A 25,749-nucleotide genomic window follows, 5' to 3' on the forward strand; every position below is an offset into this window, starting at 1 on the left:
TGCATTTGCCTATCGCTCTTTTGCAGTCAGGCTGTTAACCTTTAGCGTTTTTAATCGCCAAGGACATCAATGAGAACACCCAAACCTCTGCCTCTCAGCAAACTCTACAAAGCCTGTCGGGCCGGTGATTTCAAATTTGAAGATACCCGCCAGATTGCCCCCCTGGATACCTTTATTGGCCAGCAGCGCGCTGAAGAAGCGCTGGAGTTTGCTACCTCGGTCAATCGCAAGGGCTATAATCTTTTTGCTGTCGGCCACGCAGGTTTGGGAAAGCGCACCATGCTCAAGCGCTTTCTGGAGAAAACTGCTGAGCAGATGCAGCCACCTGCTGACTGGTTGTACCTGCAGGATTTTTCCAATGTTCGCAAGCCCTGGGCCGTGAGCCTACCCTGCGGACAGGGTCAGGCCTTCAAGGAAGACCTGCAGGAACTGCTGCTGGATCTGAAGCAGGCGATCCCCGCGGCTTTTGACAATGAAGGCTTTTTCGAGCGAGCCGAAAAGATCAAGGATCATTTTGCCGATCAGCAGAGCACGGCACTGAAGGCCCTGGCAGAAGAAGGTGGCGAGCTGGGCCTGAAACTGGTTCTGCAAACACCGGGCGGTTATTCCTTTGTTCCTGCTGATCAGGATGATCAGCCCATGGATGCCGGAGAATTTGCCAAGCTGGACGATGAGCTGCGTCGTGATTTTCGTGAAAAAATCGAAAAGATGGAAAAGAAGCTGCGTCTGGCGCTGCGTGAGCTGGCTCAGTTGGAAAAGCAAAGCCGTCAGGAACAGCTCAAGCTGAATGAAGAAGTCACCGATGATGCTATCCAGGAAGGTCTGCAGTCGATTCGGGAAAAGTACGCTGATTTTGCGCGTATTCAGGAATATCTGGAAGCCCTGTACCAGGATATTCAGGACAATGTTGCCCTCTTTCTGGAAGACGAGGATGACGAAAGCGAGGCAGTGGCCAGTGTCTCGCCGGATAAACGCATACCCACCCGCTATCAGGTGAACCTCCTGGTCAGCCATGCCGACCGGGATCATGCCCCGGTGATTGAAGAATCCATGCCCACCCACAATAATCTGGTTGGTCATATCGAAAATGTTACCTACCAGGGCACGGTTGCCACGGATTTCACCCTGATTCGTCCCGGTGCGCTGCACAAGGCTAACGGTGGTTTTCTGCTATTGGATGCCGAACGGCTACTGGGCCATCCCTATGCCTGGGAAGGGCTCAAGCTGGCGCTGAGAACCGGCACCCTGAGAATTGATACCCTGGAGAGACAGCTATCCGTATCCGGCAGTGTCAGCCTGGAACCGGACCCCATTCCGCTCAAGTGTACAGTGGCTCTGATGGGCGACTATGAATTGCTGCATGCGCTTCAGGACCAGGACCCGGAGTTTGTTGAGCTCTTCAAGGTGGTCGCCGAATTTGAAACGGAAATGCCACGCACGCCAGCCAATACCAAGCTGTATACCCGCCTGATTGCCAGCATGGCTGCCCGCGAAGCCCTGCTACCCTTTACGCCTTCAGCCGTGATGCGGGTGGTGGAAGAAGCCTCGCGGATGGCGGATCACCAGAACAAGCTGTCCCTCAATGCCGCTGATCTGAATCATCTGCTGCGTGAAGCGGATTACCGGGCCCGGCGTGCGGCCAGTGACCGGGTTGAAGCCGATCACCTGCGTGAAGCCTTGGCTGCACGACGTCGTCGAGCCGGACGCTACCCTGAGCAGGTACTGGAGTCGATTGAAGAAGACTTCATCATGATTGCCACCCAGGGCGAGAAGGTCGGTCAGGTCAATGGCCTGACTGTGGTGGGCAGTCATGACTTCCTGCACGGTCAACCCTCACGGATTACGGCCCGGGTCCACTATGGTCAGGGCGAAGTGCTGGATATCGAGCGCAGCGTGCACCTGGGCGGCTCCATGCACTCCAAGGGCGTCATGATTTTGACCGGCTATCTCTGCGGTCTCTTTGGTGCCGAGGATACCCTGCCTCTGGATGCCAGCATTGTTTTTGAACAATCCTACGGTGGCGTCGATGGTGATTCAGCTTCACTGGGCGAACTAATCTGTCTCTTGTCGGCCATGTCCGATTTACCCATTGCACAAAGTCGCGCGGTGACCGGCTCGATTAACCAGATGGGTGAAGTTCAGCCCATCGGCGGGGTAAATGAAAAAATCGAAGGCTTCTTTGAAGTCTGCCAGCTGCGTGGTCTGGATGGCACCCAGGGGGTAATCATTCCCCAGCAGAATGTTACCCAGTTGATGCTGCGTGAAGAAGTCCGCGAAGCCGTGGAAGCCGGTCAGTTCCATATCTGGGCAGTGAGTCAGGTCGAAGAGGCCGTTCAACTGCTGCTGGATAAACCGGCGGGGCAGCTGACTGAAAAAGGCGAATGGCCCAAAAACAGCGTTTATGGGAAAATCGCGGCTCGTCTGGATCACTTGCGGGAGAAGGATTCCGATAAGGACAGTGAAAAATCATCCGATGACTCAGGTGATAAGAAAACCAGTAAGGATTAATACCGCTTGCGGCCCTATCAGGGCCGCAAGCGGTCAGACCGCATTATCTTGAATCTGAATACAAAGCTTCTTGGAAACAGGATTAACTATGTTAGACCCCAAACTACTTAGAACTGAACTGGATGCGGTGGCTGAAAAGCTGGCGACCCGTGGTTTTGAACTGGACAAGGCCGCTTTTTCTGCTTTGGAAGAAAAGCGCAAGGCGCTGCAGGTAAAAACTGAGCAGCTGCAGGCAGAGCGCAATGCCCGCTCCAAGAATATCGGCAAGGCCAAGGCCGCCGGTGAAGATATCCAGCCGCTGCTGGATGAAGTTGCTGATCTGGGTGGCCAGCTGGATGCTGCCAAATCCGAACTGGCCGGTCTGCAGGAAGACTACCAGGCGCTGCTGGCGACCCTGCCCAATCTGCCCCACGAATCGGTTCCTGTGGGGCAGGATGAAGACGAGAATGTAGAAATCCGCCGTTGGGGCGAGCCTCGCAGTTTTGAATTTGAGGTGAAGGATCATGTCGATCTGGGTGAAATCAGTGGCCTGCTGGATTTTGAAACCGCAGCCAAATTGACCGGTTCACGCTTTAATCTGATGCGTGGCGGGATTGCCCGCCTGCATCGCGCCCTGGCCCAGTTTATGCTCAACACCCAGGTGGATGAGCATGGTTACCAGGAGTGCAATGTCCCCCTGATCGTTAATGACGATAGCCTCTATGGCACCGGCCAGCTGCCCAAGTTTGCCGAGGATCTCTTCAAGCTGAACGTGGATCATGACTACTACCTGATACCTACGGCGGAAGTGCCCCTGACCAATATCCTGCGGGACCAGATTGCCCAGGCTGCTGATCTGCCGATTAAACTGACGGCCTTGAGTGCCTGCTTCCGCTCCGAAGCTGGTGCCTACGGCAAGGATACCCGCGGCATGATCCGCCAGCACCAGTTTGAAAAGGTGGAAATGGTACAGCTGGTGCATCCTGAGCAGTCTTATCAGGCGCTGGAAGAAATGACCGGCCATGCCGAGGCTATTTTGCAGAAACTGGAACTGCCTTACCGGGTATTGAGCCTCTGTACCGGCGATATGGGCTTTGGTGCGGCCAAGACTTATGATCTGGAAGTCTGGATTCCCAGCCAACAGACCTACCGTGAGATTTCTTCCGTGTCCAACTGTGAAGACTTCCAGGCGCGCCGGATGCAGGCTCGTTTCCGCAGTCCTGATGCCAAGAAGCCCGAGCTCTTGCACACCCTGAATGGTTCCGGCCTGGCTGTGGGCCGTTGTCTGGTGGCGGTGATGGAAAACTATCAGCAGGAAGACGGACGCATTCAGGTTCCAGAAGTGCTGAAGCCCTATATGGGCGGTGCTGAATACGTCTAGGTTATTTGATCGGCAATTGGCTGCTCGATAAGGCCCTCGTTTCGGCAGGAAGCGAGGGCCTTTTACCGGGAAACCTCTGATTAACTATTGCGCTTATTTATGCAGCGTTGAAATTGGCCTCGTAATGCTCATTTACTCCTTGTAAATTCCGCTTTCTCGTTCAATTTCGCTGGCGACCTACATGGATGTAGAAAGTGTTGGAATTCATCAGGAATGAATTCAGCCCTAAACTTCGCTCATAACGTTGATCAGAGGCTCCCTTGGTTAAGCAGGGCTGGCTAGGGAGCCAGCAGCCCCAAAGCCCGAGCATGATGCTGCAGGTGATCATCGATAAAGCTGGCGATGAAGAAGTAGCTGTGGTCATAACCCGGCTGAAGACGCAGCTCCAGCGGATAGCCTGCTGCCTGACAGGCTGCTTCCAGGGCTTCCGGTTTGAGTTGTTCGGAAAGGAAGTTGTCGGCTTCGCCCTGATCCACCAGAAGCGGTAACTGCTCTTCGGCCTGGGCAATCAGCTCACTGGCATCCCAGGCTTTCCAACTTTGCCGATCTTCACCCAGATACTGGCTAAAGGCCTTCTCACCCCAGGGGCAGTTGACCGGATTGCTGATAGGCGCAAAAGCCGAGACCGAACGATAACGTCCCGGATTCTTCAGCGCCGAAATCAGAGCTCCATGCCCACCCATTGAATGGCCGCTGATCGAGCGCTGGTCCGTGACCGGAAAGTGCTGTTCGATCAAGTCTGGCAATTCCTGAGTGACATAGTCGTACATCCGGTAATTTTCGGACCAGGGCTCACGCGTGGCATTGACATAAAAACCGGCACCTGAACCCAGATCATAGCTTTCATGTTCTCCCGGCAGATCAGTGCCGCGTGGGCTGGTATCCGGAGTGACCAGTGCCAGCCCCAGTTCAGCCGCCAGGCGCTGGGCACCGGCTTTTTGCATGAAGTTTTCATCGGTGCAGGTCAGGCCGGATAGCCAGTAGAGCACGGGCACCTTTTGCGTTTGCGCCTGGGGGGGCAGGTAGATGGCAAAAACCATCTCCGTGCCCGTCGCTGTCGAGGTATGCCGGTAGCGTTTCAGCCAGCCGCCAAAGCATTTATTGCTGGCAACCAGCTCCAGGGAAGTGCTTGTCATTGCTGACCTCATTGATCAAAAAGAATGACGGAACGGATGCTCTTGCCTTCGTGCATCAGATCAAAAGCCTTGTTGATGTCTTCCAGTCCCATGGTATGGGTAATGAAAGGATCGATCTCGATTTTGCCGTTCATATAGTCTTCCACGTAACCGGGCAGCTGGCTGCGACCCTTGACGCCACCAAAGGCAGAGCCTTTCCAGACGCGGCCGGTGACCAGTTGAAAGGGGCGAGTTGAGATTTCTTCGCCGGCACCGGCAACACCGATAATGATGGATTCACCCCAACCCTTGTGACAGCATTCCAGGGCTGAGCGCATGACCTGCACATTACCGATACACTCGAAGGAGTAGTCGACACCACCATCGGTCATGTCCACGATCACCTGCTGGATGGGATCGGAAAAGTCTTTGGGGTTCACACAATCGGTAGCACCAAACTGGCGGGCCATCTCGAATTTTTCTTCATTGATATCGATGGCAATAATGCGTTCAGCACCGGCCATGCGTGCGCCCTGGATACAGGAAAGACCGATGCCGCCCATACCGAAGATGGCTACGGTCGAGCCCGGCTCAACCTTGGCGGTATTCAGTACTGCGCCAATCCCGGTGGTGATACCACAGCCCAGCAGGCAGACTTTTTCCAGGGGCGCATCGACGTGGATTTTGGCCAGGGAAATTTCCGGTACCACCGTGTATTCGGAGAAGGTCGATGTGCCCATGTAGTGGTAGAGGGTTTTGCCACCCACGGAAAAGCGGCTGGTGCCATCCGGCATCAGGCCCTGGCCCTGGGTGGCGCGCACGGCCTGGCAGAGGTTGGTTTTACCGGAAAGGCAGAATTTACACTTGCCGCATTCGGCGGTGTACAGCGGAATCACATGGTCGCCGGGCTTCAAGCTGGTTACACCCGGACCGACTTCCTGCACGATACCCGCGCCTTCGTGACCCAGAATCGAAGGAAAGATGCCTTCGGGGTCTGCACCGGACAGGGTAAAGGCATCTGTATGACAAACACCCGTGGCCACGATGCGGACCAGCACTTCGCCGGCCTTAGGGCCCTGAACATCCACTTCTTCGATTGTCAGGGGTTGGCCAGCACCCCAGGCCACAGCAGCACGTGATTTCATGATTTCTCTCCAAGGTTGTGATTTAAGTGGCTGCCAGTTTATAGAAGTTTAAGCTCATCATCTCAGCACAGGTTGCAAATGATCTTTGCCATATAACAATAATCCTGGTATTTATACAGGTTATTTTTATTCATGAGGTATCCAATGCGACCCTGGGATGCAGTAGAGGCTTTTGTCACGGTAGTGCGTGAAGGCAATTTCAGTGCAGCTGCCCGCAAACTGGATGTCTCTCCTTCACATATCAGTCGGCAGGTTGCCGAGCTGGAAAAACGTCTGGACACACCGCTTCTGTATCGAACCACGCGATCCATCCGTTTGAGTGAGGCGGGAGCCCAATATTTCGAGCAGTGTCATCAGCTACTGGAAGGCTTTTTTGCTGCCGAAGAAGAAATACGCCAAACCCAGGCCGAACCAGCCGGACAGCTCAGGGTTACCTGTGCCACTACCTTTGGCGAGCGTTTTCTGGCTCCGGCACTCAATGATTTTGCCATGCAATTCCCACGCATCCGTCTGGATTTGCATTTGACCAACCGCCAGACGGATCTGGTGACCGAAGGCTATGATCTGGCTGTACGCATGGGCTCAATGAAGGATTCTTCTCTACTCTCCCGGCGTTTATGCGATCGACGTGAATACCTGTGTGCCAGCCCCGATTATTTACAGCGACAGGGCATGCCGCATACTCTGGCCGAGCTTTCCGGGCACAATTGTCTTCTGGGCTCCAACCCCTGGTGGCTGTTCAGTGATCAGGGACAGCGGCGCGAACTCAAGGTGACGGGCAGCTGGCGCTCCAATTCAGGACCGGCGCTTTTGGATGCGGTCTGCAAAGGCTTGGGGATTGCTCAATTGCCGGATTATTACGTCGAGCCTCTGTTGGCCGAGGGGCGGCTTATTTCCATGCTGGAAGCCTATCGTTATCCTTTTAGCGGGGTTTGGTTGGTCTATCCTCAGGCCCGCCAGAAGTCCATGAAGCTTCAGGTCTTAACCGACTTTCTGGTTGAAAGATTCCGATCCGGTTTGCCCTGGCCACAAGCGGCAAACCGGCGATGATGTGGGCTTATTGATGGGCCGTTGTGGCTGATTGGCGGTACTGGCGCCAGACGCCTCCCATAAACAAAATCATGGCAATCCAGATAAGAGCAAAGGTCACCAGGCGCTGGGGAGAGTAGCTCTCACCCAGGATCCAGACGGCAGTGATGAACTGCATCATGGGATTGATATACATAATAAAACCGACAATCGATAGGTTCAGGCGACGGGTGGCTGCTGCAAATAACAACAGGGGAGAAGCCGTCATCAAACCGGAAGCAACCAGCAGCCAAGTTTCTTTTGTACTGCGGCCAAAAGCAACCGGGTAGTCGGCTACCTGCATCCACAACAGCCAACCCAGGGCTAAGGGTAACAACCAGAGGGTTTCGACGGTGAGTCCTTGAAGGGAGTCCACCGGCTGGCGCTTGCGAACCAGGCCATAGCAGCCCACCGTCATCGCCAGAACAACCGGAATCCAAGGAAGTTTGCCCAGGCTGAACACTTCCCAGGCAATTGCCAGGGTGGCAAGAAAACCCGCGGTGAGTTGCAGGGGGTGCTGTTTTTCCTTGAGCAGCAGCCAGCCCATCAGCAGGCTGACCAGAGGCGAAATAAAATAGCCCAGGCTGGCTTCAATGACTCGTCCCTGGCCCACGGCCCAGATAAATACCAGCCAGTTGGAACTGATCAGCAGACCGGAAACGGCAAGCCAACCCAGGGCCTTGGGTTGCTTCAGGAGTTGCAGGAAGGCGCGCCCCTGGCGTAGTAGCAGGAGGCTGGCCAGGGTGAAGGTGAGCGCCCAGATGACCCGGTGGGCCAGAATTTCCGAAGGCGGGATAGTATTCAGCTGGTGGAAGAAGAGTGGAAAACAGCCCCAAATCATGTAAGCAGCCAGGGCCAGGACCAGGCCTTGCATCGTTGAGCCTCCGGATAAAAAGGCAGTTTACCAGTGTTTTTTACTTTGGCCAGGGACGGCTGTGTTAGGGTTCATTTAGGAAACTTCTGATTAACTATTGCGCTTGGTTATACTGCGTTTAAATTGGCCTCAAAATGCTCATTTACTCGCTGTAAACTCCGCTTTCTCGTTCAATTTAGCTGGCGACCTACATGGATGTAGGAAGTGCTGGAATTCATCAGGAATAAATTCAGCTCTTAACCAGCGCTCATCACGTTAATCAAAAGCTCCTTAGACTCTCAGGTATAACCGCTTTTTTCTTGCAAGGTACTTTATGTCCGCATCCCGACCTCATCCGCGTATTCTCCTGCGTCTGCTGGGTTTTTTACAGCCCTACAAGTTGCGCTTGTTTCTGGCTGCTCTGGCCTTGATTGTTGCGGCCAGCGGTGTGCTCTTGTTGGGCCAGGGCTTGCGACTGGTGGTGGATAAAGGCTTTGCTTCCGGGGATTCCCAGTGGTTGAACTGGGCCTTGGTGGGGACTCTGGGCGTGGTGGCAGTTATGTCGCTGGCATCAGCCTGTCGTTTCTACTTGGTGAGCTGGATTGGTGAGCGTCTGGCCGCAGACTTGCGACTCAAGGTCTTTGCCCATCTGCTTACGCTGGAACCCGAGTATTTTCACCGCAATGGGGCCGGGGAAATCCAGAGTCGTCTAACGGCTGACACCAGTGTGCTGCAAAGCCTGTTTGGCTCCTCCCTGTCGATGGCCCTGCGTAACCTGCTGACCTTGACCGGGGCGGTGATTCTGCTGTTGATTACCAGCCCCTGGCTGACGCTGATGGTGCTCCTGGGCATTCCCCTGACCGTGGTGCCGGTGATCTGGTTTGGCCGTCGGGTGCGTAAGCTGTCACGCTCCAGCCAGGATCAGGTGGCCGAATTAGGCAGTTATGCTGGTGAAGCCTTGCAGGGCATAGAAACCCTGCAGGCATTTAATCATCAGCAGGAAGACCGCAAGCATTATGGCCAGCGGGTTGAAGAGGCTTTTTCAGTGGCCAGAGCCCGTGTCTTTCAACGCGCTCTTCTGACCGGTTTTGCCATGCTGGTGGTTTTTGCTGCCGTGGGTATTATTCTCTGGCAGGGCGGACAGGATGTCTTGGCCGGACGTATGTCGCCCGGCCAGCTCACTGCGTTTGTTTTCTATGCACTCATCGCGGCCGGGGCGGTTGCCACTCTGGCCGAGGTGGCGGGTGAGGTGCAAAGGGCAGCTGGAGCTGCGGAGCGCCTGCTGGAGCTGCTGGCAGCCCAACCCCGGATTGCCGCACCGGAACAGCCATTACCCCTGCCAGCCAAGCTGCAGGGAGAAGTAAGCTTAGAAGCGGTCAGCTTTGCTTATCCAGCTCGCCCTGATCAGCCAGCCATCAAGAATTTGACGCTAAAGCTTAGGCCGGGTGAGCGAGTCGCCCTGGTTGGCCCCTCGGGTGCAGGAAAATCCAGTCTCCTGAAGCTGCTGCTGAGATTTTATGATCCCCAGGAAGGTCGCATCTGTCTGGAAGGTCAGAATCTGAAATCCCTGGCACCCGAAGCGGTTAGAGCCGCCATGGCTCTGGTGGCCCAGGAGCCGGTACTCTTTACCGGGACTGCCGAAGATAATCTGCGTTATGGTCGCCCCCAGGCCAGTGAAGAAGAGGTGATCAAAGCGGCCGAACAGGCTCAGGCACTGGGCTTTATTCAGGCCTTGCCCGAGGGCATGAAAACCTGGCTGGGCCCCGGTGGTGTCCAGCTATCCGGAGGTCAGCGCCAACGCCTGGCCATTGCTCGTGCGCTCCTATGTGATCCACGGGTGCTGCTTCTTGATGAAGCCACCAGTGCTCTGGATGCCGCCAGTGAACATCTGGTTCAGCAAGCCCTGGATCACTTGATGCAAGGGCGTACCTCCCTGGTGATTGCGCATCGCTTGTCCACCGTAATCGCTGCTGATCGGATACTGGTGATGGACCAGGGATGCCTGGTGGCTGAAGGTACTCATCAGGAATTAATGCAAACCTCCGAGCTCTACCAGCAGCTGGCGCGTTTGCAGTTTCAGAATTAATGATTCAGATAGGTCCACTTAGAAGCTAAACTTCGTGGTCAGTAATGACCTAGGGTTTGCGGGATTAAAAAAGGATGCCGGGGTGGTGTTATGCAGAATTCTGAACTTTTGTCAGCCATTGAAGGCTTGGCTCGTCAGGCAGGACAAGCCATTATGAAAATTTATAATCGGGAATTTGAAATTACCCAAAAGGAGGATGCCAGTCCGTTGACAGAAGCAGACTCCGCTGCCCATCACTTGATTGTTGAAGGCTTGGAAGCCTTGGGTCTGGGAATACCGATTCTTTCTGAAGAAGATTTGGCCGCTTTTTCTGGTACGGATCAACAGGGACGCTACTGGTTGGTCGATCCTTTGGATGGCACCAAGGAGTTTATCAAGCACAATGGTGAATTTACCGTCAACATTGCCTTGATCGAAAAGGGCAAGCCCTTGTTGGGCGTTGTGGATGCACCCGCTTGTCAGTGGGCCTACTCTGCTATCGTGGCAGAGGGAGCCAATAAGATAATTTATAATGCTGAGGGTGAAGAGTTAGAACGCCAGGCAATTCAAGTCGAAACTTTATTACCTAAACGCTGGCGGGTGGTAGGCAGTCGCTCTCACCTTAGTGATTCAATGAAGGAATGGTTGGAACGTTTGCAGGATTTTGAAATTCTGCCTATGGGCAGTTCACTAAAGCTTTGCCGGGTTGCTGAGGGTTTGGCCGATATTTACCCCCGTTTGGGGCCAACGAGTCTATGGGATACTGCAGCTGCCCAGGCAGTGGTCGAAGCGGCCGGTGGCGTTGTGGTGACCCTGAATGGGAAGCCACTAGATTATTCGTCGCCTCAGGAAACCCTGAATCCCAGCTTTTTGGTTGTAGCGAAAAATAATCTATCCAGCGTTATCAATTGATTATTTCCATAAAAACCCCTCCAAAAGTGGCTGTTTCGCTTTTGGAGGGGCTAGGCAAAGATTTGGCACCAGCTTCCTTGCCAGTGCTAATGATCAGGCTGTGCCGATCATTTTTCGCAGAACATAATGTAGGATGCCGCCGTGGCGGTAGTAATCCATTTCCTTGTCGGTATCGATCCGGCATTTAGCCGTGAAGCTTTCACTGCTACCATCCGGGCGGGTCAGGCTGACCTGGACGTCACCCTGGGGTTTGAGCTGATCCAGCCCGGTGATGGTGAAGTTCTCTTCACCGGTCAGTTTTAAGTTCTTGCGATCCACGCCTTCAGCAAACTGCAGGGGCAGAACACCCATGCCCACCAGGTTGGAGCGGTGGATGCGCTCGAAGGACTCGGCAATCACGGCTTTTACCCCCAGCAGGCGTGTCCCCTTGGCAGCCCAGTCACGTGAGGAACCGGTACCATATTCCTTGCCGGCAATCACCACCAGAGGTTTACCTTCTTCGGCATAGCGCATGGCGGCATCATAGATGGCCATTTGTTCACCGGAAGGGTAGTGGCGGGTCTCTCCCCCTTCGACGCCATCCAGCATTTCATTGCGGATGCGTACGTTGGCAAAGGTACCGCGCATCATCACCTCATGGTTACCCCGGCGCGAACCATAGGAGTTGAAATCCTTGGGTTCGATGCCCTTGTCCTGCAGGTAGCGGCCCGCGGGACTGGAGGGTTTGATGGAACCGGCCGGGGAGATATGGTCGGTGGTAACCGAGTCCCCCAGAAGGGCCAGAACCCCGGCTTCCTTGATATCGGCAATCGCTTCGGGTTTTCTCTGCATGCCCTGGAAGAAAGGAGGATGCTGAATATAGGTGGATTCCGGCCAGGTATAGGTCTGGTCACTGGGAACCTCCAGCTGCTGCCAGGCTTCATCTCCGGCAAAAACTTCAGCATATTCCTTGCGGAACATCTGGGTTTTGACCTGTTCAACTGCTTCAGCGATTTCCTGGTTGGAAGGCCAGATGTCCTTGAGGTAAACCGCTTCCCCGTTTTTATCTTGACCCAGGGGTTCATTAGTCAGATCCGTTTGCAGGTTGCCGGCCAGGGCATAGGCCACCACCAGGGGAGGCGATGCCAGCCAGTTGGTTTTGATGGCCGGATGGATGCGGCCTTCGAAGTTACGGTTACCGGAAAGCACCGAGGCCACGGTCAAGTCACCCTTGTGAATGGCTTCCTCGATCGGGCCGGGGAGAGGGCCGGAGTTACCGATGCAGGTGGTACAGCCGTAGCCGACCAGATGAAAGCCCAGCTCATCCAGATAGTTGTTCAGACCTGCGGCTGCCAGATAATCCGTGACCACCTTGGAGCCGGGAGCCAGCGAAGATTTGACCCAGGGCTGACGTTGCAGGCCCTTTTCCACGGCTTTTTTGGCCAAGAGGCCTGCTGCCATAAGGACACTGGGGTTGGAAGTGTTGGTGCAGGAGGTGATGGCCGCGATAACCACGGCCCCCTGTTTGAGCAGGTGGGTATCACCATTTTCATCCTGGTATTCCACTTCGCCGGAGGGGAGTTCGCCACCCACGGCCGCATGCCCGCCGCCTTCACTTTCCAGAGCGCTTTCTTCCTGCGCTGGCGCGACCTGCAGATCCAGCAGTCCCTGGAAGGTGGATTTGATTTTGCTCAGCGTGACCCGGTCCTGGGGACGCTTGGGGCCGGCCAGACTGGATTCCACACTGGACAGGTCCAGCTCCAGCTTGTCGGAGAAGATGGGTTCATCTCCCGGAGTGTGCCAGAGGCCCTGGGCTTTACAGTAGGCTTCCACGCGTTCGATCACGGCCTCTTCACGGCCGGTCAGGCGCATATAGTGCAGGGTTTGTTCATCCACGGGGAAGAAACCGCAGGTAGCCCCATATTCGGGTGCCATGTTGGCCAGGGTGGCGCGATCGGCCAGTGGCAGTTTGGCCAGGCCCTCGCCATAGAATTCCACGAATTTACCCACGACGCCCTTTTCACGCAGCATCTGGGTCACCGTCAATACCAGATCGGTGGCGGTAATGCCTTCCTGCAGTTGGCCGGTTAATTTAAAACCCACCACTTCGGGAATGAGCATGGAGATCGGCTGACCCAGCATGGCGGCTTCAGCCTCGATACCACCGACACCCCAGCCGAGTACACCCAGGCCGTTGATCATGGTGGTGTGGGAGTCGGTGCCCACCAGGGTATCCGGGTAGGCGAGCTGCTCGCCTTCAACCTCCTGGGACCAAACCGCCTGCCCCAGGTATTCCAGATTGACCTGGTGGCAGATGCCGGTACCGGGTGGCACCACGCTGAAGTTATCAAAGGCCTGCTGGCCCCAGCGCAAAAACTGATAGCGCTCCTTGTTACGTTGGGTTTCCAGGTCAACGTTGTCTTTGAAAGCCGAATCACTGGCATAGGCATCCACCATCACCGAGTGGTCGATGACCAGATCAACCGGCGAGAGTGGATTGATTTTCTGGGGATCATCACCGAGTTCGCTCACGGCTGCACGCATGGAGGCCAGATCCACGACCCCGGGGACCCCGGTAAAGTCCTGCATCAATACCCGGGCCGGGCTAAAGGCAATCTCCTGATTACTGCTGCCGGTCTTTTGCCAAGCGACCAAAGCCTGAAGGTCCTGCTCGGTGACGGTTTTGCCATCCAGATTGCGGAGCAGGTTCTCCATCAAAACCTTGAGAGAGAAGGGCAGGCGACTGATATCGCCGTACTTCTCTGCAGCCTGTGGCAGACTGAAATAGGAATACCGGGTTGATCCTGCCTGCAAGTCTTGTTTGAAATCAGAAGCTGAAGCCATTGTCATCTCCTTAACCATCAAAAGTTAGTTTGAGTGTGGCAAATAACCCCGCGATTTGCTGCTTTTCCAACCTGCCCCCGAGGATCAGAACAGATAAGTTATAAGGCACTGCATAACTTGATGGGTTCCAAAAAACAGGATTCAAGCCCTTGAAGGCAATCTTCGGCCAAGTGATTGGCCTGAGAGCAGCTGTAATCCCGCTATACCGACTGTATTTTTAATGTAAACTGACTTAGACTTGCGGTTCCAAATCAAAATATCAGGGAATGCTGATTTATGCGTCCTTTGCTGAAACGTTTCCTTCCTTTAGTCGTCATTGCCTTGGGGATTCTGGGCTTTGTTCTCTTGCGCATGACCCGCCCAGAACCGCCTCCAGCAGGTGACGAGGAAAGGCGCTGGCCAGTGGCCGTCTTGGCTGTCCAGCCGGGTGATTATGCACCCAGGCTGCGACTCTTTGGTGAGTTGACCAGTGATACTTCGGCCAGTCTCAAAGCACGTACTGCGGGTGATGTGGCTGAAATTCTGGTGGAGGAAGGCCAAGCGGTTAGCGAGGGAGACCTCCTCTTGCGCCTGGATGATCTGGATGCCCGCGCTGCCTTCAATCAAGCCAAGGCCGGATTTCAGGAGGCCCAGTCCACCCTGGAGCAATTCCGGCAGCAGCATCAGGTTGATTTGCAATTGTTGGAAGAAGAGAGGGAGCGGCTAGAGCTGGCTGAACGCCAGGGGCAGCGCTTGGAACAGCTGTTTGCAGCCAACCGGGCATCGCGTCGGGATCTGGAGCAGGCCCAGTTGGCTCTGAGCCAGCAGAAATCGGCTTTTTTAAATCGCCAGTTGGCTGTTAATCAATTCCCTTCACGCGAAGCTCAGTTGGAGGCCAATCTGGCCCGGGCAGAAACCCAGCTGGAACAGGCCCAGCGCAATCTGGAAGCGACCCGCCTGAAGGCTCCCGCTGATTTACGTGTGGAAGAAATCTTTATCGGGGTCAGGGATCAGGTCGCACCTCAGCAGGCGCTCGTGAGCGTGTTTGTTCCCAGTGCGCTGGAGTTGCAAGCCCGTATTCCTGTCAGCTATGTAGCCCTCCTGCAAAAAGCGCTGGATCAGGGTGAAAAGCTGGTGGCCCGCAGTCAGCCTGGTGATCACTCCCTGGTTTTTACCCTTCAGGAATTGGCAGGACGCACGCGCGATGCTGCTGGCATTCAGGCCTTGTTTAAACTGACTTCAGGGAATCCCGAGGGGTTGGCATTGGGGCGTTTTATTGATGCAGAGTTGCTTTTGCCGCGTCTGCAGGCGGTTTTCTGGGTGCCTGCAGCTGCAGTTCAGGGGCGTAATCGTATTTATCGGGTCGTGGATGAGCGTCTGGAAGGTTTGAATGTCGAACTGGAAGGCCAGTTGGAACTCCAGGGTGAACCCGGTGTGCTGATTCGTTCCGATGAGCTGGTAGCGGGCGATCAGGTTCTGGCCAATCGTTTGCCCAATGCCATGGACAGCCTCCTGGTGGAGGTGGTGGAAACCCGAACCCTGGCTGGCGCTGAGGAGGCTGAAGAATGACCGGGCAGGGTGGTTTGATCGGTCTGTTTTTACGCCATCGGCTGGCCAGTACCCTGCTGATTATCCTGATGTTGATGTCGGGTAGCTGGGCCTTGAATAAACTCAATACCCAGTTTTTCCCCAATTTTTCTTTGGATATCATCAGTGTGCGTGTGGTCTGGGTGGGAGCCAGCGCCGAAGATGTGGAAACCGGGGTCACCCTGCCGCTGGAAAATGAACTTCGCACCGTGGACGGTCTCAAGTCAATGACGTCCACCTCTTCTTTGGGCATCGCGGCCATTACTCTGGAATTCCGAGATGGCACCAACATGACCCAGGCTTTGGCTCAGGTGGAAGATCGGGTCGCACAGTTGCGCAATTTACCTGAAGCGGCCGAAACACCGATTATCAGCCGGATCGTACGCTACGAACCCATTGCCCGTCTGTTGGTGTCCGGTCTTGAAGACCGGGAGGAAATGCGCACCCTGGCCCGTCAGTATGAGCAGGAATTACTGGATCTGGGAATCGAAAAAGTCGACTTTTCCGGTTTGCCCGAGCAGGAAATGGCCATTGAGGTGCCCCTGCAAAAACTGCTGACCCTGTCCCTAACCCCACGCCAACTCTCTGCTCAGTTAGCAGAATTCACTCTGGATCAACCCGCCGGTCTGGTGGGGCGTAATCAGGGGGGGCGTCAACTGCGGGTTCTGGAGCAGGCCCGTGATGAAAATTCTTTTGCCGAGCTGCCCATTCGTGTGGGTGCCGACGAAGGCCTGCTGCGTCTGGGTGACTTTGCCCACATCGAAAAACGCCCGCGTGACGGGGAAACCCTGATCCGTTACCGGGGTGAGCCGGCAGTGGAACTCTGGCTGCAAAGAACCGAATCCACCGATGCCCTGGAAGCGGCTCGTCTGTTTAATGATTGGCTGGAAGAAACCCGAGCCAGTAAGCCGCCCCAGGTGGAATTGACCGTCTATGACCAGTTGTGGGAATTGATCGACGAGCGGATTCGCTTGCTGCTGAAAAATGGCATCGGGGGCCTGGTCCTGGTGGTGGGCATTCTCTTTCTGTTTCTAAGCGGCCATCTGGCCCTGCGGGTGGCCCTGGGTATCCCCATCGCTTTTACCACCGCTTTCGTTACCCTCTGGCTGTTCGGTGGCAGTATCAACATGATCTCCCTGTTCGGCTTTATCATGGCACTGGGGATCATCGTGGATAACGCCATCGTCGTGGCCGAGCATGCCTACACCCTGCGCAGCCAGGGTTACTCTGCTGAAGAGGCCGCCGAAGAGGGCGCTCACCGGATGCTGGGGCCGGTTATTGCCGCCTCCTTGACTACCGTGGCGGCCTTCTTTCCCCTGATGCTGGTGGGTGGGGTTATCGGCAACATCATGTTTGAGATTCCCCTGGTGGTGATCTGTGTGATCCTGGCGACCCTGGTGATCAGCTTTCTGATCCTCCCGCATCAATTGAAGCGGGGGTTGGCTGTTGATCCGGCGGAGTTGGACCAGCCTGCAGAAAAGGGAATCAGTGCCCGTTTCGAACAGGGACTGGAAGACTTTCGTGATCACCGCTTTCGTCGCTGGGTTACTCGGGCGGTTGAGCGCAAGGGCTTAACGCTGGCTTCGGCCTTGGCTCTGCTGATTCTCTCGGTCGGGCTGCTGGCTGGTGGTCGTGTCGGTTTTACTTTCTTTCCCAGCCCGGATGGCACCACCTTGAGAGCCAATGTGGCTTTTGTGGCTGGTACGGCACCCGATAAGGTGGAAGCCTTCATGCAGGAATTGGATGCCTCCTTGCTAGAAGCTGAAGAAGCCCTGGGTGAAGCCATCATCCAAACCCGGGTCACCCGCTTGGGGCAGCAACTGAGTCAGGAAGGTAATGCGCCCCGGGGTAATCAATTTGCATCCCTGTTGGTGGAGGTGACTTCGCCGGACAGTCGTGAAGTCAGTAACCAGGATTTGATTGATGCCTGGAATGCCCGTCTGCCTTCTGCGCCAGGTCTGGATTCAGTATTGGTGACGGCTGTTACCGGAGGGCCACCCGGTCGGGATGTGGATGTCCGCCTGGAAGGGGGAACTGCCGAAGAACTCAAAGCAGCGGCCCTGGAATTGGCCGGACGCATGCAGGATATCCCCGGACTCTATGCCGTTGAAGATGACACCCCCTATGGTCGGGAACAGCTGCTGCTGCGCCTGACCCCTGAAGCCATGGCGCTGGGCTATTCGCCGCGTTCGCTGGCTGCCGAGCTGAGAGGCTTTTTTGATGGCAGTCTGGTGCAGTTGTATCAGGATGGTCTGGATGAAGTGGAAGTCAGGGTACGCCTGCCTGATGAGGAGCGCTTCAAGGCTTCGATTCTTCAGGATCTGGCCTTGCCACTGCCCAACAGTGAAGGCTGGGTGCCCCTGCAGCAGTTGATTCAGTTGGATTTTCAGCCGGGTTTTGAAACCCTGCGTCATGCTGATGCACGTCTGGCCATACATGTTTCCGGCGAAGTCGACCGCGCCCAGGGCAATGCGGGACAGATCCGAGCCGGTCTGGCTCAGGAAGTGCTGCCGGAGTTGGCTGACAAGCACAGTATCGACTGGTCCTTCCAGGGGCGGGCCGTAGACCAGCAGGAAACCCTGGGGGATATGCAAATGGGGCTGTTGTTTGCCCTGGCTGCCATCTTTATCGTCTTGGCCTGGATGTTTGCCAGCTATCTGCTGCCCCTGGTGGTGATGGCCATCATTCCTTTTGGGCTTCTGGGGGCGACCCTGGGCCACTTTCTGATGAACATCGAGCTGACCATCCTGTCGCTCTTTGGTCTCTTTGGCTTGACCGGGATTGTGGTCAATAACTCAATTATATTGGTGAGCTTTTATCAAGGGCTGCGCCAGGAAGGGCTGGGGCGTGAAGAGGCGATTATCGAAGCGGCCTGCCAGCGTTTAAGAGCGGTTTTGATCACCTCGACCACAACGATTGTCGGTCTGGTGCCTTTGCTGTTTGAGACTTCGGTTCAGGCTCAGTTCCTCATCCCCATGGCTGTTTCCATAGTCTTTGGTCTGGCGGTGGCCACCTTGTTGGTTCTGGTGGTGATCCCGGCACTGCTGGCCTGGGTGGAAAAATGGCGGGATCGCCTGGAAAGCAGCGCTTGACCCCAGCGGGCTCTTCTCGGATAATGTTTTAAACATCTGTTTAAACATGCGGAGAGCCCATGGCCCAGTCCGATACTGTGACCCGAATTCTGGATACTGCAGAAGCCCTGTTTGCTGAAAAGGGCTTTGCAGAAACCTCATTGCGCACCATTACCGGTAAAGCCAAGGTGAATCTGGCTGCCGTCAATTATCATTTTGGTTCCAAGAAAGCCCTTATCCAGGCCGTTTTTGCCCGCTATCTGGATCCTTTTTGCGAGCAGTTCAATAATGAGTTGAATCAGCTGGAAAAACGCGGTGGCGTCACCCTGGAAGAACTCCTAGAAGTGCTGGCGCGTACCACCATCAGTGTTCCCGCCAGTAAAGGCAGCCTGTCGGTGTTCATGCGTCTTCTCGGTCTGGCCTACACCCAGGCACAGGGGCATATGCGCCGCTATCTGCAAGAGCATTATGGTCAAACCTTTGCCCGTTTCACCCAACAGCTGAAACTCTGCACCCCGGATTTACCCGATGCCGAGCGTTTCTGGCGTATTCACTTCATGCTGGGTTCGGTGGTTTTTACCATGTCCTCCCTGGAAGCCTTGAGAGACATTGCCTTCAATGATTACGATGAAAAAACTCGGATTCGTGATCTGGTTGCCCGCCTTTTGCCGGTCGTGACAGCCGCGATGCAGGCTCCGGTACCAGCTTTACCTGCTACCGGAGATGCGGCCTAGTTAAATCGGGGGGTAGATGAAGACTCTTGCCGAGCTGCTGCAGACAGCACCCAAAACTCCGCAACAAGACTGGTTGCTGGCTGAGGTAGCAACCCAGCAATTACACCTGCTGAATCCTGCTGGCGTAGTGCTGGCCAGCTGGCCGCTATCCACGGCCAAGGCTGGCTTGGGTGAGTTGGAAGGCAGTGGTTGCACGCCTCGCGGCTGGCATCGAATCCGAGCTTGTATCGGTCGGGGGGAAGATCCCCGAGCGGTTTTTCGCGGACGGCGTCCCACCGGTGAAATCTGGTCGCCTGAGCTGAATGCCCGCTTCCCCCAAAGAGACTGGATCCTGGGGCGGATTCTCTGGCTGTGCGGTGAAGAAAAAGGCTTTAACCGAGGTGGTCAGGTTGATAGTCAAAGACGTTATATCTACCTGCATGGCACTCCCGACGACCAGCCTTTGGGCGTGCCTCTTTCTCATGGTTGTATCCGCTTGCAGCCAGATCAGCTGCTGGAAGTTTTTGATCAGGTGCAACCCGGAACGCTGGTCTTGATCACGGCGGCACAGATTCTTTGGGATCACTGAAGAATCATCACCACGCAGGCGGCTGTCATGCCGCCCATTCCCCGATTAAACCAGCGCCAGTGGTTTTCACTTTTCAAGATGCGGCTGACTGCTGTGCCCAGACCGGCCCAGAGACAAATGCAGGGTAGAACCACCAGGGCGCTGATTCCCGCGAGAAGCAGGGCATTGAAAAGCAGTTGTCCCTGATTGGGTAAAAAACCAGCCATCAGGGTAATCCCCATCACCCAGGCCTTGGGATTGGCAAACTGGAAGCCAGCAGCCTGCCACCAGGTCAGGGGGCGGCCCTGATACTCAAGGTCGATGACAGGGGGTGGTGCCTTGGCGATTTTCCAGGCCAGCCAGAGCAGATAAAGACTGCCCAGCAGTTTCAGGCCGGTTTGTAGCAGCGGAAATTGCTCGAACAGCTTGCCCAGCCCGAGTGCCAAGAGCACGAATAGAAACAGGCAGCCCAGACTGATTCCGGCAATATGGGGTAGGGTTCGGCGAAAACCATAGTTGGCTCCCGAGGCCGTCAGCATGATGTTGTTGGGGCCGGGAGTCAGGGTCATGCTGATCATATAGAGGCAGGCTGCACCCAGCAGGGTCAGACTTTCCGGGGTCCAGTTCCAACCGCTTTCCATTGCTTTCTCCTTGATTAAACGCTAAATTGTATGGATTCAATTTATTGAATGTGTTTTTTGATTGGTGACAATTTAGCTTATCGTTTCGATATAAAACTGCAATCGGATTATTGATACCATGACAATTGATCTGCAGGAGAAAGCCAAACGCCGTTGTAGCTGGTTGCCTGACTTGAACGCCTATTCGGGGCCTCGCTACAAGGCCTTGGCTGCAGCCCTGGCTGAGGCGATCGACCAGGGAGATCTGGCTGCTGATATGCGTTTGCCCCCGCAAAGACTGCTGGCTGATGCCCTGGGAGTTACCACCGGCACGGTGACACGGGGTTATGCCGAGGCAGAGCGCCGCGGTCTGGTGGAGGCCAGGGTGGGCAGTGGCACCTATGTCTATGACCGCCAGGATGATCAGCGCCCCAACTTCTATCACCTGCAGGCCGAGAACGAAGACAACCGCCTGGATTTATCGCTTAGCTTGATGGTGCCTTCCCCGCAGCGTTTGCAGGGGTTGCAGCAGGCCCTGCAAACGTTGATCGAGGACCCGCTGCAATTGGCTGAAGTGCTGGCCTATCAATCCGAGCGGGGCCAACCCCAGCAACTGGCTGTATTTTGTGACTGGTTCCAGCGCCTGGGGATCCCTATTGATCCTGACCAGTTGGTGGTCACCGATGGTGGGCAGCATGGCATTTTTCTTTCTCTGCAGGCACTGCTGGCTCCCGGCGAGCTGCTGGTCACCGATCAGCTGACCTATCCGGGAGTGATTGCTGCTGCTCGTGAGCTGCATCTGCGCCATCAGGGGATTCCTAGGGATGCTCAAGGCATGGATATGCAGGCGCTGGAGCGCCTTTGCCAGCAGCAAAAACCCCGAGCGGTTTACATCATGCCGGATCAAAACAACCCCACGGGTTACTGCCTGTCGGCTGAACGACGCAAAGAACTGGTGGCCTTGGCACGGCAGTATGATTTCTGGATTATCGAGGATGCCGTCCAGTTTATGCCGCCCGAGTTCCGGCAAGAGCGTTTGGCTGACTTGGCACCGGAACGATGTGTTTATCTATTCAGCACCTCGAAAATACTGGCCGGAGGCCTCAGGGTAGGTGTCCTGGCGGCCCCCAAAACCCAACTGCCGCGTTTGACTGCTGCCTTGCGGGCCCACTGCTGGATGGCCCCGCCACTGATGGTAGCCCTGACCTGTGCCTGGATCGAATCAGGAGAGGCCGATCAGTTGCTGGAATGGCAATGGCAGGAGTTACGGGCGCGTCAGGAGCTGGTATCCCAGGAGCTTGAAGGTGCCGATTTTTCCCGTCATCCGGCCGGGTTTGTGGTCTGGTTGCAACTGCCGGGGGACTGGCAGACCGGTGAATTTGTGAGAGCTGCGGCCGATGCCGGAGTAAGGGTTTTGGGAGCGGAGCCTTTTAGTGTCGGTAGTCAACCGGTGCCCCGGGCTGTGCGCTTGTGCGTCAGTCCTCCGGCCAATCGCGATCGTTTGCGTGAGGCCTTGCAAAGGCTGCAGGCCTTGTTAAAAAGCCCACCGAGGGGGCGGGCTGTTTTTTGATTCCTAGATACCCAGATCGTCCATCAGGTCATCGTTACTGTCGTTTTCCAGGTTTTCCTTGACCTTCTTCTCTTCCCTTTCGCGGTTTTCCTCGAGGATGTCATCGGGGTCTTCCAGAGCCACTTCATCAAAGTCATGCAGTTTGATGAATTCGGTCTTGTCCATGGACAGTTCCATGTAGAAGATATTGTTATCTTCGGTACTGAAAGTGACCCGGCGCGACTGGGGTTGATCCAGGGTGGTGTTAACCGAAATCTGGACCTGCTTGTTGATCGCCATCATCTTGGGCTGGCTTTGGGTGATAGAGGTACGCAGCTGGTGACGAACCTTGTTGGTAAAATCACCGACGATCTGGTTCATGATTTCACCCATGACGTTACCCACTTCATCCGATGTGTGGTATTGCGCCAGTTCATTTTCCGGCATGCCCATGCTCAGCAGGTATTTGCGGTAGATTTCCATAGCCGCTGCCGCAGTGAAATTGATAATCACCAGGCCGGAAAAACCTCCGTCAAAAATGACGAAGCAGCCGATATCCGGACGCAGACAGGTCTTGTTGATCTTTTGCACCATGGGAGAGTAGGAAACTTCCCGGTTGCCAGCATTGCCAAGCACGTCGGTAACAGAATGGCAGAGAATCAGCAGAACTTCTTCGGTGGTGACAGAACGGGAGCGTTTGGCAGTTGCTAGAGGGGTCACGTTTACCTCACTTGTCAGTTGCTAAAACTGGTTTTTATTTTCCACTTTCCATCTTACTCAGTTTTGTCTTTAAATTCACATAAATCTTCAAGGATACAGCTTAAACACTTGGGCTTGCGGGCAACGCAGGTGTAGCGGCCATGCAGGATCAGCCAGTGGTGAGCGTCCTTCTTGAATTCCCTGGGGGTATGCCTCAGCAACTTTTGTTCCACTTCATCAACATTTTTGCCCTTGGCGATTCCCGTGCGGTTGCTGACCCGAAAAATATGGGTATCCACGGCAATGGTAGGCTGGCCAAAGGCTGTATTGAGTACGACATTGGCGGTTTTTCGACCGACACCGGGCAGGGCTTCCAGCGCCTTACGGGTTTGCGGTACTTCGCCCTGATGTTTTTCCACCAGAATCCGGCAGGTTTTCATCAGGTTCTCAGCCTTGGTGTTATAGAGGCCGATGGTTTTTATATACGCCTTGAGCTGGTCCAATCCCAGATCCAGAATTGCCTGGGGTGTATTGGCCACCGGGAAAAGACGTGCGGTGGCCTTGTTGACACCGACATCCGTGGCCTGGGCGGAAAGCAGAACCGCTGACAGGAGCTCAAATGGAGAGGTCCAGTTCAACTCGGTGGTGGGTTCAGGGTTGGCCGCTCTCAAGCGGGTAAATATCTCGAGGCGTTTTGCGGCATTCATGATGAAGTCATCCTGACACGACGGCTGGTTTTATCTGTGGCAAGAATTTCAGGCTTCTGGCGTTTCTTGGCCTGGGCATCGATTAAATTCTTCAGGGCAATCAGCAGGCCGGTGCCAAAGAAGGCGCCGGGTGGTAGTACCATCAAAAGCACCTGGAAATCGGTAAAAAAGATGATTTCCCAGTCGGCTGCTCTAGGGCCAAAAAGCAATTCCATGCCGCTGAACAGGGTTCCCTGACCGAGAATTTCGCGAAAGGCTCCCAGCAACACTAGCACGCTGGTAAAACCCAGAGAGACCATCAGGGCATCATGCAGTGCAGGGAGGGGCTTGTTTTTGCTGGCAAAGGCATCGGCACGGCCCAGAATCATGCAGTTGGTCACGATCAGGGGAATAAAGATGCCCAGGATCTGGTAAAGCTCGTAGGTAAAAGCCTGCATCAGCAGTTCGGCACAGGTCACGAAAGAAGCAATGATCATGACAAAAGCAGGTAGACGAACATTAGCGGGCACCAGATTGCGAATCAGGGAAACCGAGAAGTTGGACCCCAATAAAACCAGCAGGGTAGCCAGTCCCAATCCCAAGGCATTGACAAAGGTACTGGTTACCGCCAGCAGGGGGCAGAGACCCAGCAATTGAACCAGAGCCGGATTGTTGCTCCAGAGGCCGTCCGCAGCGATCTGGCGATAAGAGGGGCTGGTTGACATGATTAATGATCCTCCTCTTGAGTGGGGGCTGCAGGCAGTGGCAGCTTCTGACTGAGTTGCTGCCATTGATCCCGATGCCAAAGCAGGCTGTCTCTGACTCCGCGAACCACGGCGCGGGGCGTGATGGTGGCTCCGGTGAACTGATCAAAGGCTCCGCCATCTTTTTTAACCTGCCAGTCTTCCAGGGGGGGGGCTCCCAGGCTGGCACCGGCAAAGGAATGAATCCAGTCGGATTTCTTTTCTTCAATACGATCGCCGAGTCCCGGTGTTTCCTGGTGGCGGGTTACCCTGACCCCCTGAAGCTTCCCGTCCAGCTTTAAAGCAACCAGTAGCTGGATGGCACCGGTGTAGCCACCCGTGGCCACCACCGGCAGTAGAAGCAGCTCAGGGCGGCCATCGCGGAAAGCCAAATGGGCTGCAAAGGGTTCTTGGTGTCCCAGTTCCGGTGCTGCAGGCAGCATCAAGGGGTCATCCAGATTAAGGCGATAGCCGGCTTCCGGTGGTGCCAGCTCATGCAGCAGTCTGGCTTCCGCCTGGGCCTGGTTGTCAGCAATACGTTCACTGGTCAGCTGCTTGGTCAGGGCAACCGCTCCGGCTGTCACCAGAGCAAAGGCCAACAGCCCGGTAACACTGCGCACCAGGCTGCGACCAAGACTGGGCTGGTTCGTTTCCTGAGTCATGATTTCTCCTTGCTAGCCAAGCCCTTGCGAGCCTGTTTTTGCCCATACACGCGTGGACGGGTGTAGTAGTCCAGCGCAGGTGCAGCAAAGTTCATCAGCAGAACCGAAAAGGCGACCCCATCCGGATAGCTGCCCCAGGTGCGTATGGAGATCACCAGCAGGCCGCAGCCGATGGCAAAAAAGACCTTGCCCTTGAGGCTGGTGGCACCGCTCACCGGGTCTGTCAGGATGAAGAAGGCGGCAAATACCGCTGAACTGGCAGCCAGGTGCAACCAGGGTGGAATCTGGTGGCTGGGATTGAATCCCCAGACAAAGCTGCCGGCAATAAACAGCGTGGCCAGAAAAGTCAGCGGCAGCTGCCAGTTGATGATGCGCTGCCAGATGAGGTAAAGCCCGCCCACTAGCCAGGCACTGGCAACACTGGCCCAGGCTGTGACCATCTGGGACGACAGATAGCCATCGGCTTGCCAGAATTCTTCAGCCATCAACAAGCCCTTGTTGCGCCAGGCATCCAGGGCGGTTGCCCCGGTCAGGGCATCACTGCCTGCCAGGCTATTCAGCCAGGAGGTGTCACTCAAGGGCGTAGCTGGTGCCGGCCAGATACTGATTTGTACCGGAAAACTGATCAGCAAAAAGGCATAGGCTGCCATGGCGGGATTGAAGGGATTCTGTCCCAGGCCGCCAAAGAGTTGCTTGCCCACCAAAAGCGCAAAACTGCCGCCCAGAACCGGAATCCACCAGGGCGTGGAGGCTGGCAGGCAGCAGCCGATCAGAATACCGGTGACCAGGGCTGAGTTGTCCTTGAGCACCGTCAGGGGGCGGTTACGAAGCTTGAGTACCAGGGCTTCAGCCAGCAGACAGCTACTGATGGTTAAAATCAGATTGACCAGTATGCCTGGTCCAAAAAACCAGGTCAGGGTGGCAATACCGGGCAGGGTGGCGATTACCACCTGGCGCATCACCTGATCCGTAGTAACACGATTGTGGCTATGGGGAGAAGAGAGTTGAATCCAGGCCATGCAA

General features: G+C 55.4%; 20 protein-coding genes. 10 read left to right on the plus strand and 10 right to left on the minus strand.

Features of this window, described 5'->3' with window-relative positions:
• The first annotated feature begins 69 nt into the window (after positions 1-69).
• Together DFK18_RS01560 and serS are read left to right on the plus strand one after the other, a co-directional pair.
• A complete protein-coding gene (locus tag DFK18_RS01560; RefSeq protein ID WP_114416435.1) occupies positions 70-2,508 on the plus strand; it encodes a Lon protease family protein in 2,439 nt (812 codons plus the stop codon).
• A gap of 88 nt (positions 2,509-2,596) precedes the next feature.
• Positions 2,597-3,868, plus strand: coding sequence for a serine--tRNA ligase (gene serS, locus DFK18_RS01565; RefSeq protein ID WP_114416436.1), 1,272 nt, complete (start codon positions 2,597-2,599; stop codon positions 3,866-3,868).
• 278 nt (positions 3,869-4,146) lie between these two features.
• Here serS and fghA read toward each other — a convergent pair whose 3' ends face one another.
• Entirely contained in the window at positions 4,147-5,004 is an 858-nt protein-coding gene (gene fghA / locus DFK18_RS01570) for an S-formylglutathione hydrolase (protein WP_114416437.1), read from the minus strand.
• A gap of 8 nt (positions 5,005-5,012) precedes the next feature.
• A complete protein-coding gene (locus DFK18_RS01575; RefSeq protein WP_114416438.1) occupies positions 5,013-6,128 on the minus strand; it encodes an S-(hydroxymethyl)glutathione dehydrogenase/class III alcohol dehydrogenase in 1,116 nt (371 codons plus the stop codon).
• 144 nt (positions 6,129-6,272) lie between these two features.
• Here DFK18_RS01575 and DFK18_RS01580 point away from each other — a divergent pair, with 144 nt between their 5' ends.
• Positions 6,273-7,178 carry a LysR family transcriptional regulator gene (locus DFK18_RS01580; RefSeq protein ID WP_114416439.1) on the plus strand — a complete coding sequence of 302 codons (906 nt, stop codon included), beginning with the start codon at positions 6,273-6,275 and terminating at the stop codon, positions 7,176-7,178.
• Between the two features lie 7 nt (positions 7,179-7,185).
• Here DFK18_RS01580 and rarD read toward each other — a convergent pair whose 3' ends face one another.
• The gene (gene rarD, locus DFK18_RS01585; RefSeq protein WP_114416440.1) at positions 7,186-8,070 is read right to left on the minus strand and encodes an EamA family transporter RarD; all 885 of its coding nucleotides are present in this window, start codon (positions 8,068-8,070) and stop codon (positions 7,186-7,188) included.
• A gap of 313 nt (positions 8,071-8,383) precedes the next feature.
• Between rarD and DFK18_RS01590 the strand changes: the two genes are divergently transcribed.
• Both DFK18_RS01590 and cysQ read left to right on the plus strand, forming a co-directional pair.
• On the plus strand, positions 8,384-10,135 hold the full coding sequence (locus tag DFK18_RS01590) for an ABC transporter transmembrane domain-containing protein (protein WP_114416441.1): 1,752 nt from the start codon (positions 8,384-8,386) through the stop codon (positions 10,133-10,135).
• 90 nt (positions 10,136-10,225) lie between these two features.
• Complete coding sequence (gene cysQ / locus DFK18_RS01595; protein WP_114416442.1) at positions 10,226-11,026, plus strand: 3'(2'),5'-bisphosphate nucleotidase CysQ; 801 nt, start codon at positions 10,226-10,228, stop codon at positions 11,024-11,026.
• A 93-nt stretch (positions 11,027-11,119) separates the two neighbouring features.
• On the opposite strand, the gene acnA is transcribed toward cysQ, so the two are convergent.
• The gene (gene acnA, locus DFK18_RS01600) at positions 11,120-13,855 is read right to left on the minus strand and encodes an aconitate hydratase AcnA (protein ID WP_425451584.1); all 2,736 of its coding nucleotides are present in this window, start codon (positions 13,853-13,855) and stop codon (positions 11,120-11,122) included.
• A 270-nt stretch (positions 13,856-14,125) separates the two neighbouring features.
• Here acnA and DFK18_RS01605 point away from each other — a divergent pair, with 270 nt between their 5' ends.
• From DFK18_RS01605 to DFK18_RS01620, 4 genes are read left to right on the plus strand one after another with little or no spacing between them, the layout of a single operon-like run.
• Positions 14,126-15,397 (plus strand): efflux RND transporter periplasmic adaptor subunit, encoded by a 1,272-nt coding sequence (locus tag DFK18_RS01605; RefSeq protein ID WP_114416444.1) that lies wholly within the window; start codon positions 14,126-14,128, stop codon positions 15,395-15,397.
• Positions 15,394-18,507: an efflux RND transporter permease subunit gene (locus tag DFK18_RS01610; protein WP_114416445.1), complete on the plus strand. Its 3,114-nt coding sequence runs from the start codon at positions 15,394-15,396 to the stop codon at positions 18,505-18,507. The genes DFK18_RS01605 and DFK18_RS01610 overlap by 4 nt, the downstream gene beginning before the upstream one ends.
• A gap of 59 nt (positions 18,508-18,566) precedes the next feature.
• Positions 18,567-19,220 (plus strand): TetR/AcrR family transcriptional regulator, encoded by a 654-nt coding sequence (locus tag DFK18_RS01615; protein ID WP_114416446.1) that lies wholly within the window; start codon positions 18,567-18,569, stop codon positions 19,218-19,220.
• A 16-nt stretch (positions 19,221-19,236) separates the two neighbouring features.
• Positions 19,237-19,788 (plus strand): L,D-transpeptidase, encoded by a 552-nt coding sequence (locus DFK18_RS01620; RefSeq protein WP_114416447.1) that lies wholly within the window; start codon positions 19,237-19,239, stop codon positions 19,786-19,788.
• Here DFK18_RS01620 and DFK18_RS01625 read toward each other — a convergent pair.
• Complete coding sequence (locus tag DFK18_RS01625; RefSeq protein WP_114416448.1) at positions 19,782-20,408, minus strand: LysE family translocator; 627 nt, start codon at positions 20,406-20,408, stop codon at positions 19,782-19,784. The genes DFK18_RS01620 and DFK18_RS01625 overlap by 7 nt on opposite strands.
• Before the next feature lie 118 nt (positions 20,409-20,526).
• Between DFK18_RS01625 and DFK18_RS01630 the strand changes: the two genes are divergently transcribed.
• The gene (locus DFK18_RS01630) at positions 20,527-21,957 is read left to right on the plus strand and encodes an aminotransferase-like domain-containing protein (protein WP_114416449.1); all 1,431 of its coding nucleotides are present in this window, start codon (positions 20,527-20,529) and stop codon (positions 21,955-21,957) included.
• A gap of 3 nt (positions 21,958-21,960) precedes the next feature.
• Here the strand turns inward: DFK18_RS01630 and DFK18_RS01635 are convergent, their stop codons facing one another.
• Genes DFK18_RS01635 through DFK18_RS01655 form a run of 5 tightly spaced genes read right to left on the minus strand, consistent with a single transcriptional unit; the run spans position 21,961 to position 25,745 of the window.
• Positions 21,961-22,656 (minus strand): DUF3334 family protein, encoded by a 696-nt coding sequence (locus tag DFK18_RS01635; RefSeq protein ID WP_114416450.1) that lies wholly within the window; start codon positions 22,654-22,656, stop codon positions 21,961-21,963.
• Between the two features lie 53 nt (positions 22,657-22,709).
• On the minus strand, positions 22,710-23,342 hold the full coding sequence (gene nth / locus DFK18_RS01640) for an endonuclease III (RefSeq protein WP_114416451.1): 633 nt from the start codon (positions 23,340-23,342) through the stop codon (positions 22,710-22,712).
• Positions 23,339-24,046 carry an electron transport complex subunit E gene (locus DFK18_RS01645; RefSeq protein WP_114416452.1) on the minus strand — a complete coding sequence of 236 codons (708 nt, stop codon included), beginning with the start codon at positions 24,044-24,046 and terminating at the stop codon, positions 23,339-23,341. The genes nth and DFK18_RS01645 overlap by 4 nt, the downstream gene beginning before the upstream one ends.
• Before the next feature lie 2 nt (positions 24,047-24,048).
• Positions 24,049-24,726, minus strand: coding sequence for an electron transport complex subunit RsxG (gene rsxG / locus DFK18_RS01650; RefSeq protein ID WP_114416453.1), 678 nt, complete (start codon positions 24,724-24,726; stop codon positions 24,049-24,051).
• Positions 24,723-25,745 (minus strand): RnfABCDGE type electron transport complex subunit D, encoded by a 1,023-nt coding sequence (locus DFK18_RS01655; protein ID WP_114416454.1) that lies wholly within the window; start codon positions 25,743-25,745, stop codon positions 24,723-24,725. The genes rsxG and DFK18_RS01655 overlap by 4 nt, the downstream gene beginning before the upstream one ends.
• Between the last annotated feature and the right edge of the window lie 4 nt (positions 25,746-25,749).

This window comes from Marinospirillum perlucidum, assembly GCF_003336805.1.
GTDB classification, from domain to species: domain Bacteria; phylum Pseudomonadota; class Gammaproteobacteria; order Pseudomonadales; family Halomonadaceae; genus Marinospirillum; species Marinospirillum perlucidum.